This is a genomic window from Streptomyces sp. NPDC050433 (assembly GCF_044458565.1).
Taxonomy (GTDB): Bacteria; Actinomycetota; Actinomycetes; order Streptomycetales; family Streptomycetaceae; genus Streptomyces.
On the sequence record NZ_JBITIB010000005.1, the window covers coordinates 64,180 to 76,955 of the forward strand.

Below are 12,776 nucleotides of genomic sequence, written 5' to 3' on the forward strand. Positions count from 1 at the left end.
CGGTCACGGGTTGCGCAGCAGCCGGTCGAGGCCGCGCTTCGCGCGCAGCGGGTAGCGCTCCTCGCCGACCGGGACGGTCTCGTACGTCAGCCGCAGGAACCGGCGCAGCAGGGCTGTGTCGAACTGGGTCAGGGCCACGCCCTCCGGCGAGTGGAATTCGAGCATCGTCTGTGCCCGGCCGCAGGGCCAGACGCGTACGTCTCCGTCGCCGGAGGGGCCCCGGAGGCCCGATTCGAGCAGTTCGCGGGCGAAGGCCCACACCACCTCGCCGTCGTCACGCGACACCTCGGCCGGAAAGGCGACGCGGACGGCGAGTGGATCGGCGCTGTCGTAGCGGAGGGTGACCGACAGACGCCCGTGGTGCGGGGCGTCCGTGATGAGGCGGACCTTGGCAGGCTGCTCGACGACGGCTGACATCGCTTCGCTCCTCTGCGGCGTGCTCGCTTTACAACACAACATACCTTTTATCCGTTATTTAACGTCGAGTCGCCCGGAAAACTCAAATTTTCCGGGCCGTTCGGTGTGTCCGTACACCGGTTCGCATGGCACGCGCTCTTGCAACTCGTTCGCAAGAGAGGACTATCTATGCGGACGGCTCACTTCGAGCGGTTCACCACGCCTGCCGGAAGCGGAGCCCGCCCATGCATGTCCCCGACGGAATGATCAACCTGCCGGTGTCGGCCGCAGCCGGCGTCGTCGCCGCCGGTGCCGTGGCGGTCAGCCTGCGCGGCGCCCGCCGCGAACTGGGCGCCGGACCGCTCGCCGAGGGCCATGGCGCCGAGCGCACCGCACCCCTCGCCGGTCTCGTCGCCGCCTTCGTCTTCGCCGTACAGATGCTGAACTTCCCGGTCGGCGCGGGCACCAGCGGGCATCTGCTCGGCGGGGCGCTCGCGGCGATACTCGTCGGCCCCTACACCGGCGTCCTGTGCATCGCCGTCGTCCTGCTCATGCAGGGCATCCTCTTCGCCGACGGCGGGCTCACCGCGCTCGGCGTGAACATCACGGTCATGGGCGTCGTGACGGTCGTCGTCTCGTACGGGATCTTCCGCGGCCTGATCCGGGTCCTGCCCCGCGCGCGCCGCTCGGTGACCGTGTCCGCGTTCGTCGGCGCGCTGGTGTCCGTGCCGGCCTCCGCCGCGGCCTTCACCCTCCTCTACGCGATCGGCGGGACCACCGACATCCCCATCGGCAGCGTGCTCACCGCGATGGTCGGGGTGCATGTGCTCATCGGTATCGGCGAGGCCGCGATCACCGCCCTGACGGTCGGCGCCGTCATCGCCGTACGGCCGGACCTGGTCCACGGGGCGCGCGGGCTCGCGGCGCCGCTCAAGCTGCGGGTGAACGGGCAGCTGGTGGACGCGCCCACTGTTCCTGTGGCCGCGTCCACGGCCTCGCGCTCGCCGCGCGGGCTGCTCGCGGCCGGTCTCGGCACCGCCCTGCTGCTGGCCGGAGTCGTCTCCTTCTACGCCTCCGCCAACCCCGACGGGCTGGAGAAGGTCGCCGCGGACAAGGGCTTCGACGAAAAGGCCGATGAGCAGGCGCACGCCGCCGCCGGATCGCCGCTCGCCGACTACGGCATCAAGGACATCTCCAGCACCCGGCTCTCGGGCGGACTCGCGGGCGTGATCGGCGTCGGCGCGACGGTCGTCGTGGGCAGCGGGATCTTCTACGCGGTCCACCGCCGCCGTACGACGGAGAACGCACCGGCCGCGTCCTCCGGAACGCCCACCTCCGCCAAGGGGGCCTGACATGGGCGCGGGCCACGCCCACAAGCTCTACCGGCAGGGGAACTCCCCGGTCCACGCCCTGCCCCCGCACTGCAAGCTCGCCGCCGTCCTGTGCTTCGTGCTCGTCGTGGTCTCCACCCCGCGCGAGGCCGTGTGGGCCTTCGGCCTGTACGCGGCGCTGCTCGCCGGCGTCGCGGCGCTCGCCCGCGTCCCGGCCGGCTTCCTGCTGCGCCGGATGCTGATCGAGGTGCCGTTCGTGGCGTTCGCCGTCCTCATGCCGTTCGTGGTGCCCGGCGACCAAGTCCGGTTCCTCGGGCTGTCGTTGAGCGTTCCCGGCCTGTGGGGCGCCTGGAACGTGCTGGCCAAGGGCACGCTCGGGGTCGCCGCCTCCGTACTCCTCGCCTCCACCACCGAACTGCGCGCGCTGCTACTGGGGTTGCGGCGGCTGGGGCTGCCGCCGATGCTCGTACAGATCGCGTCCTTCATGATCCGCTACGGCGACGTGATCACCGACGAGCTGCGCCGGATGTCGATCGCCCGCCGCTCGCGCGGGTTCGACGCGCGCGGCGTACGGCACTGGGGTGTGCTCGGCAAATCCGCCGGCGCGCTGTTCATCCGCTCCTACGAGCGCGGGGAGCGGGTGCATCTGGCGATGCTGAGCCGCGGCTACACGGGCACGATGCCCGTCATCGACGAGATGTCGGCGTCCCGCGCACAGTGGACGTCCGCCGCCGCACTCCCCCTCTCGGCGCTCGCGGTCTGTCTGCTTGGCTGGACCCTATGAGCAGCCAGCCGCAGCCGCCGCCGTCCCTCGAAGTGCGCGGACTCGCCTACGCGTACCCCGACGGCCACCAGGCCCTCTTCGGTGTCGACCTGACCGTCGCGCGCGGCGAGCGGGTCGCGCTGCTCGGCCCCAACGGCGCGGGCAAGACCACCCTCGTCCTGCATCTCAACGGCATCCACACGGCGGGCGCCGGGTCCGTCACCGTCGCCGGGCTGCCCGTCGAGAAGCGGCATCTCGCCGAGATACGCCGCCGCGTCGGCATCGTCTTCCAGGACCCCGACGACCAACTGTTCATGCCCACCGTGCGCGAGGACGTGGCCTTCGGCCCCGCGACGTCCGGGCTGCGCGGCGCGGAGCTGGAGGCCAGGGTCGTCGCCGCGCTCAGCCGGGTCGGGATGGCCGAGTACGCGGACCGGCCGCCGCACCATCTCTCCTTCGGACAGCGCCGCAGGGTCGCCGTCGCGACGGTCCTGGCGATGGAGCCCGAGATCCTCGTACTCGACGAGCCCTCGTCCAACCTCGATCCGGCCTCGCGCCGCGAACTCGCCGACATCCTGCGGGCGTTGGACGTCACCGTACTGATGGTCACGCACGACCTGCCGTACGCGCTGGAGCTGTGCCCGCGCGCCGTGATCCTCAGCGAGGGCGTCATCGCGGCCGACGGGGCGACCCGCGATCTGCTCGGCGACGCGGAGTTGATGGGCGCGCACCGGCTGGAGTTGCCGTTCGGTTTCGACCCCGCGTCGGTGCCGTCTCGCTGAACCCGGTGGACCGGTCGGCTCCGCCGACCGTGCACCATGGAGGTATGAGCGGGATCGTAGGCGTCGCTGACGTCCAGGGCACGGTGGCCGCGGGCTTCGAACCCGTGAAGGACGCCTTCGTACGGAACTTCCAGGACCGCGGCGAGCGGGGCGCGGCCGTCGCGGTCTACCGGGACGGGCACAAGGTCGTCGACCTGTGGGCCGGCACGCGCGACGTCGACGGCGCGGAGCCGTGGGCCGTGGACACCGCGCAGATCGTCCACTCCGCCACGAAGGGCGTCGCCGCCGCCGTACCGCTTCTGCTGCACCAGCGCGGGCGCATCGACCTGGACGCGCCGGTGGGCACGTACTGGCCCGAGTTCAAGGCGGCGGGCAAGGAACGGGTGCTCGTACGGCACCTGTTGTCGCACCGCGCGGGCGTGCCCGTGCTCGACCGGCCGCTCAGCCCCGACGAGGCGCTCGACGGCGAGTCCGGCGCCCACGCGCTCGCCGCGCAGCGGCCCGTCTGGGAGCCGGGCACCGACCACGGCTACCACGCGTACACGTACGGCTGGCTGGTCGCCGAGCTGGTGAAACGCGTCACTGGACGCTCCGTCGGCCAGTGGATCGCCGATGAGATCGCCCGCCCGCTCGGCCTGGACTTCTGGATCGGGCTGCCCGCCGAAGAAGCGCACCGCGTGGGCCGTATCGGGAGGATCGAGGAGCCCGCCGGGGGCAGTGGGGAGCTGCGGCTGCGCGTGAAGCGCTCGGTCGCGGAGGCGTACAAGGACCCGGACTCCCTCACGCGGCGGGCGTTCGGCGCGATCGATCCGCTGCCGGACCTGAACAGCGCCGCCTACCGCGCCGCCGAAATGCCCGCGAGCGGCGGGATCTCCACCGCGCGTGGGCTGGCGCGCTGCTACGCGGCGATGATCGGCCCCGTCGACGGCCCCGGCCACGGCTACCGGGGCGGCGAGCGGCTGTTCGCGCCGGCGACGCTGACGCTCGCCCGTACCGAGGAATCGGCGGGCCCCGACCGGGTGTTGGTCGTCGGCACCCGCTTCGGCCTCGGCTTCATGCTGCACGGCGCGGGCACGCCGCTGCTCGGCCCCGGCTCCTTCGGACACCCCGGAAGCGGCGGCTCGCTCGGCTTCGCCGACCCGGAGTCGGGTATCGCGTTCGGCTATGTCACCAACGGCATGCGCAAGGGAGTGACGGCGGACCCGCGGGCACAGGCTCTGGTGCGGGCCGTCAGGTCGGCTTCATGATCGGCACATGAGGCGATTCGAGAATCACGGCGTACTGATCACGGGAGCCGGACGCGGGATAGGCGAGGCGATCGCCCGGCGGCTGGCCGCCGAGGGCGCGCGGGTGCTGATCACGGATGTGGACGCGGAACGGGCCGCGCGGGCGGCCGAGTTGATCGAAGGCGCCCGGTCGTTCGTGTGCGACGTCGGCGACCGCGCGTCGGTCGAGGCGGCCGTCGCGTACGCCGTCGAGCACTTCGGCTCGCTGGACGTCCTGGTCAACAACGCGTACTCCTGCACGGTGGACATGCCGCTCTTCGAGGACGAACCGGACGAACACTGGGCCCGCGACCTCGATCTGACCCTGACCGGGGCCTTCCGCTGCGCGCGGGCGGCGCTGCCGCACCTGGTGGCGTCGGGGCGCGGCGCGATCGTCAACATCGGCTCGGTCAACGGCGAGCAGGACTTCGGCAACCACGCCTACAGCGCGGCGAAGGCCGGCCTCGCGAGCCTGACCCGGACGCTGGCGGGCCACGCGGGGCCGCGCGGGGTACGCGTCAACCTCGTCGCGCCGGGCACGATCCACACGGATGCCTGGCGGGGCCGCGAGGCTGCCCTGGAACGCGCGGCGCCGCACTACCCGGCGGGCCGGGTGGGGCTGCCGGACGACGTCGCGTCGGCGGTGGCGTTCCTGGCGTCGTCGGACGCGGGATGGGTCACGGGGGTGACGCTGCCGGTGGACGGCGGGATCCTGTCGGCGAACGTGGGACTGCGGCGGGCGTTCGCGGGGGCGGCTGCCGTGTCGGGGGCGCGGGAGTAGCGGGGGTGGCCCCAAGAGGCCGGGCTTGTCCTCAATCGCCGGACGGGCTTTTTGAGCCCGTCCGGCGATTGAGGACGAACCGGTCACCGGTCGGGCCCCGGTCACTCCCGGGGCCGACCGATGAGTTTCGGCCCGTCCGGGCGTCATACCTACGTCACCGACCGAAAGTGACCCCGCGAGGTTCTACGCAAGGACGGCACCACCATGGTCAGCACCCACACACTCGACGTCCCCGGCGCGCACCTGTACTACGAGGTACGGGGCTCCGGACCCGTACTGGTGCTCACGGGCGCGCCCATGGGCGCCACGCACTTCGCGCCGCTGGCCGACGTGCTCGCCGACGAGTACACCGTCGTGACGAACGACCCCCGAGGCATCTCCGGCAGCACCCTGGACGATCCCGCTCAGGACTCCACCCCCGAGCTGCGCGCAGACGACATCGCCGCGATCCTGGACGCCATCGGCGCCGATTCGGCCCATGTGTTCGGCAGCAGCGGCGGCGCCGTGACCGGCCTCGCCCTGGTCGCGCGGCACCCGGCACGGGTACGGACACTCGTCGCACACGAGCCGCCCGTGCTGGCGCTGCTGCCCGACGCGGCGGAGCAGCGCGCGGAGATGGACGACATCGTCGAGACGTTCCACCGTGACGGCCCCGGCCCGGCGTTCGCGAGGTTCATGGCCGTCTCCGGCATGGACACCGGCGACGACGAGGGCGCCCCCACTCCGCCGTCCGAGGAGCCCTCGGCCCAGGACATGGCGGACGCGGCCCGCTTCCTCGGCCACGAACTGCGTGGCACCGCCGGCTACGTGCCCGACACCGACGCGCTGACGGCGGCCCCGTCCCGCGTCGTGATCGGCATCGGCGTGACATCCGGCGGGCTGATCACGTACCGCACCTCCACGGAACTGGCCGCACGGCTGGGCGTGCACCCGGCCGAATTCCCGGGCGGGCACGGCGGGTTCGTCGAGGCGCCGGGGGAGTTCGCAGAGACGCTGCGGAAGGTGCTGGCGGGCTGAGGGCGGACGTTGCTTGCCGGTCCGGCCGTCGTCGCGCTGGTTACCGCGCGGCGAACCGGCCGGTCACGACGTCGCGCACAAACGTGTCGAACAGCCCCGCGGTGAAGGCGAGAGCCCGGCCGTGGGGCCGCTTGCTGTCGCGCAGGAAGCGGCTGCCGTCGGGTAGGGCGGCAACTTCCACGCAGTCGCCATTGGCGCCGGAGTACGAGGACCTGACCCATGACAGTCCCGCTGCCGGAGCAGCCCCCCTGTGCGGCTTCATCGTCTATTCCATTTCCCTTATAGCGTCCTTGATGAGCTTCCGCGATTGACTGGCGTTCGCGGCGGCCACGTTGAGCCGCCTGAACAGTGTTGTGTACGTCTCCACGTCGGCTGCCTCTTCGTAGTACACCGTACTCGTGGGCGACTCGGTGTAGATGATGTCGGTCTCGGCCGATGTCGGGAAACCCATGATGACGAACGGGCCGAACAGGCAAGCGTTCATGGGGTCTTCACGCGGCAGCACCTGGAGCTGGATGTGCGGCTCGCGGCTGGCCTCGACCAGACTCTCCAGCTGGGACTTCATCGTAACGACACCGCCGACGCGATGGTGCAGCGCACTCTCCGCGATGATCACCCACAGTTCGAGGGGGGCCTCACGGCTGAGGATGCCCCGGCGTTCGCTCCGTACGTTGAGCAGTGTCTCCATCTGCTCATCCGTTGCGTCGGGAATCTGCAACTCGATCACCGCGCGGGTGTACTCAGGGATTTGCAGCAGGCCCGGAATCAGACTGGTCTGCACGTTGTAGAGCTTGGTCGCGTCCCACTCGACGGCGACGAACGCGGCATAGGCGGAATCGACGCTCTGGGCGTACCGCGACCACCAGCCCTTCTTCTTCGACTCGCGTGACAGGAGTTCGATCTCGCGGCGCTCGGCGGGATCGGTGACGCCGTACGCGTCCAACAGGGCGCGCAGGTCAGGGAGTCGGATGTTGGACTGGGCGTTCTCGATCCGTCCCAGTTTGGATGAAGCTGATTCGAGCACCTGGCACGCGTCCGCGTGCGTCAGGCCCGCAGTCGTCCGCAGCTCGCGAAGCACTCGCGCCAAACGCCTCTGACGGATCGTCGGGTTGCTGTTGATGGGCACGCGGATGCGCCTCCTTCACTTATTTACGCAGGCCAAGTGTGCCGTTCGAACATGGTGGCGACCAAGTTCTACTGCGACTCTTAGAAGTGGTGACTTGACACTTCGGGCACCGCACTGCGCGTAGTACTCGCAGTGGTCATCTCATGACCAACGGTTACCGAAATGGGGTCGGGTGCTGTTGACGCGTGGGCTCTCGCGGGATGCGTCGCGCCGATTCGCCCACCCCCACGGGCACGCCCTCACCGGAGGAGAACGTCATGAACTCCCGGACAGAAGCTCCACGCATGGCCTACGGATATCTCCGCGTCCTCTCCGAAGCGGCCGAGCGTGCGGCGTACGCGCAGGAGCGCGACATGAAGCGCTTTGCCGACGAGCGCGGCCTTCAACTCGTCGCCATTTACCACGAGTTCGCCTGCGGAGCCCTCGTCGCGTTCAACGAGCTGATCGACGCCCTCCGCTACACCGGCGCGCGCCATGTGCTGGTGCCGTCCCTCTCTCATTTCGGCGAGAGCGGCCCACTGCGCGGGGCCCTGCTCGACAGGCTTGAATTCGGCATCGGTGCGCATGCACACGCGTTGGACGAGTACGCGGACAGCGCCCGCGGCACTGCGGCCTCCCTCGTGACCGGTGCGTAGCGCCGTGTCGCGACAGTGCGCCGGGGACCGGCTCGTACTCCCGGCCGTACCGGAAGCAACGGGGCGAGCGAGAGCGTTCACAGCGGAGACGCTGCGGTCTTGGGAAGCCATGTGCATCCTGGACGACACACTGTTGGTGTCATCCGAACTGGTCACGAACGCCGTCCGCGCAACACGAGGAACGGACCTCGTGGCCGTACAACTCCGTGTCGCAGGGCGGAGCTTCTACATCGAGGTGTGGGACAGCGCTCCGGGTGTCCCTGTCGTGAACCAGGTGGACGCCGACGCCGAGGAAGGGCGCGGACTTCGGCTCGTCGACGCGCTGGCGACACGATGGGGCACCTGCTGGCCCCAGGCCGGAGGCAAAGTGGTCTGGGCCGAACTGCCGTTGCCCGGCGTTCCTGAAACGCCGCCCGCTGCCGCATCGGGCTCGCCGTCCCTGGAGCCGTTGCTGCGGTAGTTGTCAAGTCAAATGAGACGTTTGTGTTGCTATGAACCTTGTGGTTCGGGTTCTCTTCGTTTGGCGGGTTGTTGATCCAGACCTGGCCAGGTATCGCGGGTGGTCTCGGTCGGCGGGCAAAGCGTTCGGGGTGACGGGCGTATGCCTCGGCGAGGGCGACGGCCCGCTGGTCCCGGACCTCGTCGGCGGTGCCGAAGTGGACCGAGGCGGGGGTGTGCAGGCCGATCCCGGAGTGCCTGTGCTCGTGGTTGTAGTACGCGGTGAAGGCGTCCATCCATTCCCGGGCATGCGTCAGGGAGTCGAAGTTCCCCAACCTCGTGGCGCTGGTCCCGGACGGCCGCCCGGGACCAAGAACCGCCGTCCCGCACCCCGCTACGACGTGGGCAAGACCGTCAAACGCCCCGAGACCCTCAAGGCCATCGGCAGACCCGGTAGGTCTTGGTAGATAAAGAACAAGCTGAGGGTGGCCATGGCCTGTTCGACGAGTGCGTGGATCTTTGCGTGCGAGCGGTTGACGGCCTGCTGGCCTGCTGACAGCGTCTCCCAGCGTCCCGAGAGGGCAACGCGGACGGTGTCGGGGGCGCCCCGGTAGCCCTTATCGGCCCAGCACTCCACGCCGCGAGGGCTGGGGGTTCGCCCTACGCGTGAGCGCGTCAGCCGGCTCGAGGTGCGCTCGGCCGCGCCCGTGACGGCACCACGACCACGGAGCTCACCGAACCCAAGAACTGGTGCTGGTCGCCTGATCGCAGCCCCAGACCGAGCGCCCAAGGTCGGTCACGCGAAACGCGGCCTTGAGGGGGCCATCACGCTCAGGTGCGGGGGTGGTTCTGTTCGCGCCAGGCCCGCGGGGAGATTCCGTACGTTCGTTTGAACATCTTGCTGAAGTGCGTCGCGTCCACGAAGCCCCAGTTTCGTCCTATCGCTGCGATGGTCCGCAGTCGGCCGTTCGGGCCGGCCAGCTCTTGCCTGCATTCGGCCAGGCGGCGTGTGCGGATCCAGTCTCCGAGGCTGATGCCCGACCGGGACAGCACAGCGTAGAGATGGCGCACGGAGATGTCGTGTGCGGCGGCTATCTGTGCCGCCGACAGATTGGGATCAGCCAGGTGCGCCCGGATGTACTGGGTGATCCGCAGGCTGAGTGTCGCCTCCAACGGCCCCTTGGTCAGGCTGGAGTTACCGTGCTGGGACGTCAGGACGGCACGGAGGAGTTCGATGCTGGGTTCCACGACGGCGTCGGCGTGCACGCCCTGGTGCATTTCGTCGCTGACGGCCAGTTGGGAGAAGTAGGTGAAGGCGAGGCGCGCAATGGGGTTGTCGGGTCCCAGGGCGACCGCGGTGATGTCTCGTAATAGCCGCTCGGGGAGCGCGAGTGCCGCGCGGGGGAAACGGAAGAAGTGGTCGTTGATTCCCTCGTCGAAGAGAAGTGTGTAGGGGGCGGTCGATTCGTAGACGGCGAGGTCTCCCGGCCTCAGCAGGCACTGGCGATCGTTCTGCACCACCAGGCTGGTGCCCGTCGTCTGAAGACTGAGGAAGACGGCCGGCTCCTCGTCCTTGCGGGCCAGCCGCTCCGTCCGACGGAGAGCGGCCGCGGTCGCCCGCGCCGAACAGATCCTGAGGGGCCCAATGGCGTCGAACCCTACGCGAACGGAGATGTCCTCAGCCGGAGGACGGTGATCGATATCGACCGCCACCAGGGATTCCCACAGCGCGTGCCGGAGCACTTCCTCCCGGTCCCGCGGCGGTATGAACGCGGTGTCCAGGACCGGGCTCATGACGCAGACCTTCGTCTGCGTCGGTCACAGAGCCGGCCCGGCAGAACCTCGGCCTGTTCCCCCACAAGACACCCCTCGACACGGACGGTTCCCGACATCAGTTTGTCGGGATTCCCTCTCGCTGCGCAACGCCTTCGACGGGGACACGCAGGGCCCCCTCGCCTGATGCGGTGGCGCTGAGTCGAAGCTGTGCACTACTGACAAAGTTCCCTGCACGGATGACAAAGTCCGAAGCCCACGATGACCCTAAGGTCCATGAGCGAGGCCGTCACTTTTGACGTCGGCCGCGGCCTGGACTACCGGGCACCGCCGCCGTTGCGGCCAGGGTGGCCATCGGGAGTGGACGACGTTTGAGAGGACGATCTGGATGACGAACGAGACCGCACGATACGCGGTGGCCGGACTGGCCGTACTCGGTCTGATGACCGCGGCGCCGTCCGCGGCCGGCGCCGCGGACGATAAGACGGGGAGCGGTATCCGGGCTACCTACAACGGCCGGCCTTCCTGAACAACAAGATCAGACCTTCGATACGGAGAGCCCTGCTGCCCTTGAAGTGCAGCTGACTGCGATTCCGCGTTCGGTGTCCTGCTGACCCCATCGCGCCCGCCGGCAGCAGTCCCTGCTGCGCTGAGTGTTCGCGTGAGGCCGACAGGAGCCGCTCGGCGGAGCAGAAGGTGCTGATCATGTAACAGTCCAACTCAAACCGCTTATACGCAGAATCGGTTCAGCCGATCTGCACTCCTGATCTTTGTCTCATCATCCATAAACGGGGGAAAGAATGCAGCACACGGGGCGCAACAAGAGGATTGCGGCCGCGGCGGCGATGGGCGCACTGACGGTGCTTCTCGCCACCGGATGCTCCTTCAGCATTGGCGACGCGGAGAAGAAGAGTGAGGCGACGGCCAGCGAGGACGCAGCCGCCGTTGAGGAGGACCCGGCCGAGGAGAAGCCGGTCGGCGACGACCCCGCAGAGCCCGAGAACACGGGCGTCAACGAGGGCGGGGCCGTCCACAAGGCCCGAGTCGCGCAGACGATCTCCGACAAGCTCGCCGCGGACACCGGCAAGCGTCCCGACAGGGTCACCTGTCCTGAGCACCTCCCGGCCCGGGTCGGCGCCACGATCCGCTGCGAGCTCACTGCCGGCAGCGACACCCTCGGTGTCACCGTCACTGCCACCGCGATCAACGGCAACCAGGTCAATTACAACTTCAAGGTCAACGACAGCGTCGAGTAAATGAGCTTTTTCAGCGCGGCCACTGGTCGGGTGACGCTGGTGGAGTGCCCGCCCCGGCCCCCGACCTGATCGGCCGCCACTTCCACGCCGAGACGCCCGGCCGGAAGATCGTCGGGGACATCACTTACATTCCCACCGGCGAGGGATGGCTTGCCGACGAGGTCCGGGACCAGCGGGCCGTCACCCTCGCCGAGGCATACGCCCGTCACCCCGAACGCTTTGCCCGCCGACCGAGACCACCCGCGATACCTGGCCAGGTCTGGATCAACGACCCCGCCAAACGAAGAGAACCCGGACCACAAGGTTCATAGCAACACAAACGTCTGATGTTGCCGCCGGGATTACACGCACTCGCAGTCGCCAATCGCGCCCGCTTGCATTCACGCTCTCTGGCCGGCTGAGCGGGGCGTAGATCCCCCAACAGGCTGACACAAGGGGCGCGTTGGGTGAGAATTCGCCCATGCGGGGATGGCGGAGAACGGCGCTGATCGTCGGTTCGTGTGCGTTGATCGCGGCGATGATCGTGGTCTGGGTGGTGGTGGATCTCGGGACCGCGGACGGTGTGGCCAGTGTCGTCGGGGCGTCCGTAGGCGTCGTCGGAATCGTCTTTGCCCTCATCAGCGGTGCGGAGCCGAGTGCCTTCCGTGCCACGCGGACCGGCAAGAGCACGCCCAGCACTGGTCGGATGTTCCGGAGACGGTTGCGTTGATTCGTGAGCGTGTGACTGCCGACCCTCACGTGGACCCCCGGTCCACCGCTCTGGAACTGCTGGCTCGGTACTGGTCGGAGGATCCTCGGACGGTTGCGTGGTTCGCGAGCGTGTGACTGCTGACCCTCACGAGGACCCCCGTCACATCGCTCTGGGATTGTTGGCTCGGCACTGGCCGGAAGACCCTCAGGCGCGCGCTCATCCACGACCGCGCCACCACCGACCAAGATCCCGACGTGCGACTTGAGGCGCTCCGACTCTGGGCAGCGGAAGCCACCGACGAAGTTCGCGATGCTCTACAGGAGCATGCCCTGCGTGATGAAAGCGAGGATGTGAGGCACGGCGCCATGTGGATGCTGGCCTTTGGGTGGCCGGCCGATCCACTCACTCTCGTAACGCTTCAAGAGGCAGCCGCCGCCGATCCCTCGGAAGGCGTTCGCTCGGCGGCAGCACAAGCAGTGGAAGCGGTCGAGGCCATCGTGGCCGGTGGAGAGTTCCCGTAGC

16 protein-coding genes and 1 pseudogene are annotated in these 12,776 nt (G+C 69.1%); 12 read left to right on the forward strand and 5 right to left on the reverse strand.

Translation table 11 applies throughout. The annotated features are described in order from the left end of the window. Nucleotides 1-3: 3 nt before the first annotated feature. Nucleotides 4-417, reverse strand: coding sequence for an SsgA family sporulation/cell division regulator (locus ACIBLA_RS08250; protein ID WP_363242123.1), 414 nt, complete (start codon nucleotides 415-417; stop codon nucleotides 4-6). Between the two features lie 224 nt (nucleotides 418-641). Between ACIBLA_RS08250 and ACIBLA_RS08255 the strand changes: the two genes are divergently transcribed. The 6 genes from ACIBLA_RS08255 to ACIBLA_RS08280 all read left to right on the forward strand — a co-directional run bounded on the left by ACIBLA_RS08255 (nucleotide 642) and on the right by ACIBLA_RS08280 (nucleotide 6,335). After that, nucleotides 642-1,748: an energy-coupling factor ABC transporter permease gene (locus ACIBLA_RS08255; RefSeq protein ID WP_399198123.1), complete on the forward strand. Its 1,107-nt coding sequence runs from the start codon at nucleotides 642-644 to the stop codon at nucleotides 1,746-1,748. Between the two features lies 1 nt (nucleotide 1,749). Then, a complete protein-coding gene (gene cbiQ, locus ACIBLA_RS08260) occupies nucleotides 1,750-2,511 on the forward strand; it encodes a cobalt ECF transporter T component CbiQ (RefSeq protein WP_363242121.1) in 762 nt (253 codons plus the stop codon). Further along, on the forward strand, nucleotides 2,508-3,272 hold the full coding sequence (locus ACIBLA_RS08265) for an energy-coupling factor ABC transporter ATP-binding protein (protein ID WP_399198124.1): 765 nt from the start codon (nucleotides 2,508-2,510) through the stop codon (nucleotides 3,270-3,272). The genes cbiQ and ACIBLA_RS08265 overlap by 4 nt, the downstream gene beginning before the upstream one ends. Before the next feature lie 44 nt (nucleotides 3,273-3,316). Next, the gene (locus tag ACIBLA_RS08270; RefSeq protein ID WP_399198125.1) at nucleotides 3,317-4,519 is read left to right on the forward strand and encodes a serine hydrolase domain-containing protein; all 1,203 of its coding nucleotides are present in this window, start codon (nucleotides 3,317-3,319) and stop codon (nucleotides 4,517-4,519) included. A 7-nt stretch (nucleotides 4,520-4,526) separates the two neighbouring features. Continuing rightward, nucleotides 4,527-5,318: an SDR family NAD(P)-dependent oxidoreductase gene (locus ACIBLA_RS08275; protein WP_363242118.1), complete on the forward strand. Its 792-nt coding sequence runs from the start codon at nucleotides 4,527-4,529 to the stop codon at nucleotides 5,316-5,318. Nucleotides 5,319-5,522: 204 nt separating this feature from the next. Beyond that, entirely contained in the window at nucleotides 5,523-6,335 is an 813-nt protein-coding gene (locus ACIBLA_RS08280; RefSeq protein ID WP_399198126.1) for an alpha/beta fold hydrolase, read from the forward strand. 40 nt (nucleotides 6,336-6,375) lie between these two features. On the opposite strand, the gene ACIBLA_RS08285 is transcribed toward ACIBLA_RS08280, so the two are convergent. Further along, nucleotides 6,376-6,597, reverse strand: a complete 222-nt coding sequence (locus tag ACIBLA_RS08285) for a DUF397 domain-containing protein (RefSeq protein ID WP_363242116.1) — start codon at nucleotides 6,595-6,597, stop codon at nucleotides 6,376-6,378. A gap of 3 nt (nucleotides 6,598-6,600) precedes the next feature. Beyond that, nucleotides 6,601-7,461, reverse strand: a complete 861-nt coding sequence (locus tag ACIBLA_RS08290; protein WP_399198127.1) for a helix-turn-helix domain-containing protein — start codon at nucleotides 7,459-7,461, stop codon at nucleotides 6,601-6,603. Between the two features lie 257 nt (nucleotides 7,462-7,718). Here ACIBLA_RS08290 and ACIBLA_RS08295 point away from each other — a divergent pair, with 257 nt between their 5' ends. Both ACIBLA_RS08295 and ACIBLA_RS08300 read left to right on the forward strand, forming a co-directional pair. Beyond that, on the forward strand, nucleotides 7,719-8,096 hold the full coding sequence (locus ACIBLA_RS08295; RefSeq protein ID WP_363242114.1) for a recombinase family protein: 378 nt from the start codon (nucleotides 7,719-7,721) through the stop codon (nucleotides 8,094-8,096). A gap of 4 nt (nucleotides 8,097-8,100) precedes the next feature. After that, the gene (locus ACIBLA_RS08300) at nucleotides 8,101-8,556 is read left to right on the forward strand and encodes an ATP-binding protein (RefSeq protein WP_399198128.1); all 456 of its coding nucleotides are present in this window, start codon (nucleotides 8,101-8,103) and stop codon (nucleotides 8,554-8,556) included. 432 nt (nucleotides 8,557-8,988) lie between these two features. Here ACIBLA_RS08300 and ACIBLA_RS08305 read toward each other — a convergent pair. Next, nucleotides 8,989-9,171, reverse strand: a pseudogene (locus tag ACIBLA_RS08305) (IS5/IS1182 family transposase); the annotation flags it as partial. A 194-nt stretch (nucleotides 9,172-9,365) separates the two neighbouring features. Beyond that, on the reverse strand, nucleotides 9,366-10,328 hold the full coding sequence (locus ACIBLA_RS08310) for a helix-turn-helix domain-containing protein (RefSeq protein WP_399198129.1): 963 nt from the start codon (nucleotides 10,326-10,328) through the stop codon (nucleotides 9,366-9,368). A gap of 367 nt (nucleotides 10,329-10,695) precedes the next feature. Here ACIBLA_RS08310 and ACIBLA_RS08315 point away from each other — a divergent pair, with 367 nt between their 5' ends. The 4 genes from ACIBLA_RS08315 (at nucleotide 10,696) to ACIBLA_RS08330 (ending at nucleotide 12,775) form a co-directional block, all read left to right on the forward strand. Continuing rightward, a complete protein-coding gene (locus ACIBLA_RS08315; protein WP_399198130.1) occupies nucleotides 10,696-10,836 on the forward strand; it encodes a hypothetical protein in 141 nt (46 codons plus the stop codon). A 271-nt stretch (nucleotides 10,837-11,107) separates the two neighbouring features. After that, a complete protein-coding gene (locus ACIBLA_RS08320; protein ID WP_363242109.1) occupies nucleotides 11,108-11,563 on the forward strand; it encodes a DUF4333 domain-containing protein in 456 nt (151 codons plus the stop codon). Nucleotides 11,564-11,607: 44 nt separating this feature from the next. Then, nucleotides 11,608-11,874, forward strand: a complete 267-nt coding sequence (locus ACIBLA_RS08325; protein WP_399198250.1) for a hypothetical protein — start codon at nucleotides 11,608-11,610, stop codon at nucleotides 11,872-11,874. A gap of 598 nt (nucleotides 11,875-12,472) precedes the next feature. Continuing rightward, nucleotides 12,473-12,775, forward strand: coding sequence for a HEAT repeat domain-containing protein (locus ACIBLA_RS08330; RefSeq protein ID WP_399198238.1), 303 nt, complete (start codon nucleotides 12,473-12,475; stop codon nucleotides 12,773-12,775). Nucleotide 12,776: the final 1 nt, after the last annotated feature.

What these genes read in the sequence shown, in the direction of transcription:
- ACIBLA_RS08250 (WP_363242123.1), bottom strand. Translation starts at nt 417, where the DNA reads ATGTCAGCCGTCGTCGAGCAGCCTGCCAAGGTCCGCCTCATCACGGAC.
- ACIBLA_RS08255 (WP_399198123.1), top strand. Translation starts at nt 642, where the DNA reads ATGCATGTCCCCGACGGAATGATCAACCTGCCGGTGTCGGCCGCAGCC.
- cbiQ (WP_363242121.1), top strand. Translation starts at nt 1,750, where the DNA reads ATGGGCGCGGGCCACGCCCACAAGCTCTACCGGCAGGGGAACTCCCCG.
- ACIBLA_RS08265 (WP_399198124.1), top strand. Translation starts at nt 2,508, where the DNA reads ATGAGCAGCCAGCCGCAGCCGCCGCCGTCCCTCGAAGTGCGCGGACTC.
- ACIBLA_RS08270 (WP_399198125.1), top strand. Translation starts at nt 3,317, where the DNA reads ATGAGCGGGATCGTAGGCGTCGCTGACGTCCAGGGCACGGTGGCCGCG.
- ACIBLA_RS08275 (WP_363242118.1), top strand. Translation starts at nt 4,527, where the DNA reads ATGAGGCGATTCGAGAATCACGGCGTACTGATCACGGGAGCCGGACGC.
- ACIBLA_RS08280 (WP_399198126.1), top strand. Translation starts at nt 5,523, where the DNA reads ATGGTCAGCACCCACACACTCGACGTCCCCGGCGCGCACCTGTACTAC.
- ACIBLA_RS08285 (WP_363242116.1), bottom strand. Translation starts at nt 6,597, where the DNA reads ATGAAGCCGCACAGGGGGGCTGCTCCGGCAGCGGGACTGTCATGGGTC.
- ACIBLA_RS08295 (WP_363242114.1), top strand. Translation starts at nt 7,719, where the DNA reads ATGAACTCCCGGACAGAAGCTCCACGCATGGCCTACGGATATCTCCGC.
- ACIBLA_RS08310 (WP_399198129.1), bottom strand. Translation starts at nt 10,328, where the DNA reads ATGAGCCCGGTCCTGGACACCGCGTTCATACCGCCGCGGGACCGGGAG.
- ACIBLA_RS08315 (WP_399198130.1), top strand. Translation starts at nt 10,696, where the DNA reads ATGACGAACGAGACCGCACGATACGCGGTGGCCGGACTGGCCGTACTC.
- ACIBLA_RS08320 (WP_363242109.1), top strand. Translation starts at nt 11,108, where the DNA reads ATGCAGCACACGGGGCGCAACAAGAGGATTGCGGCCGCGGCGGCGATG.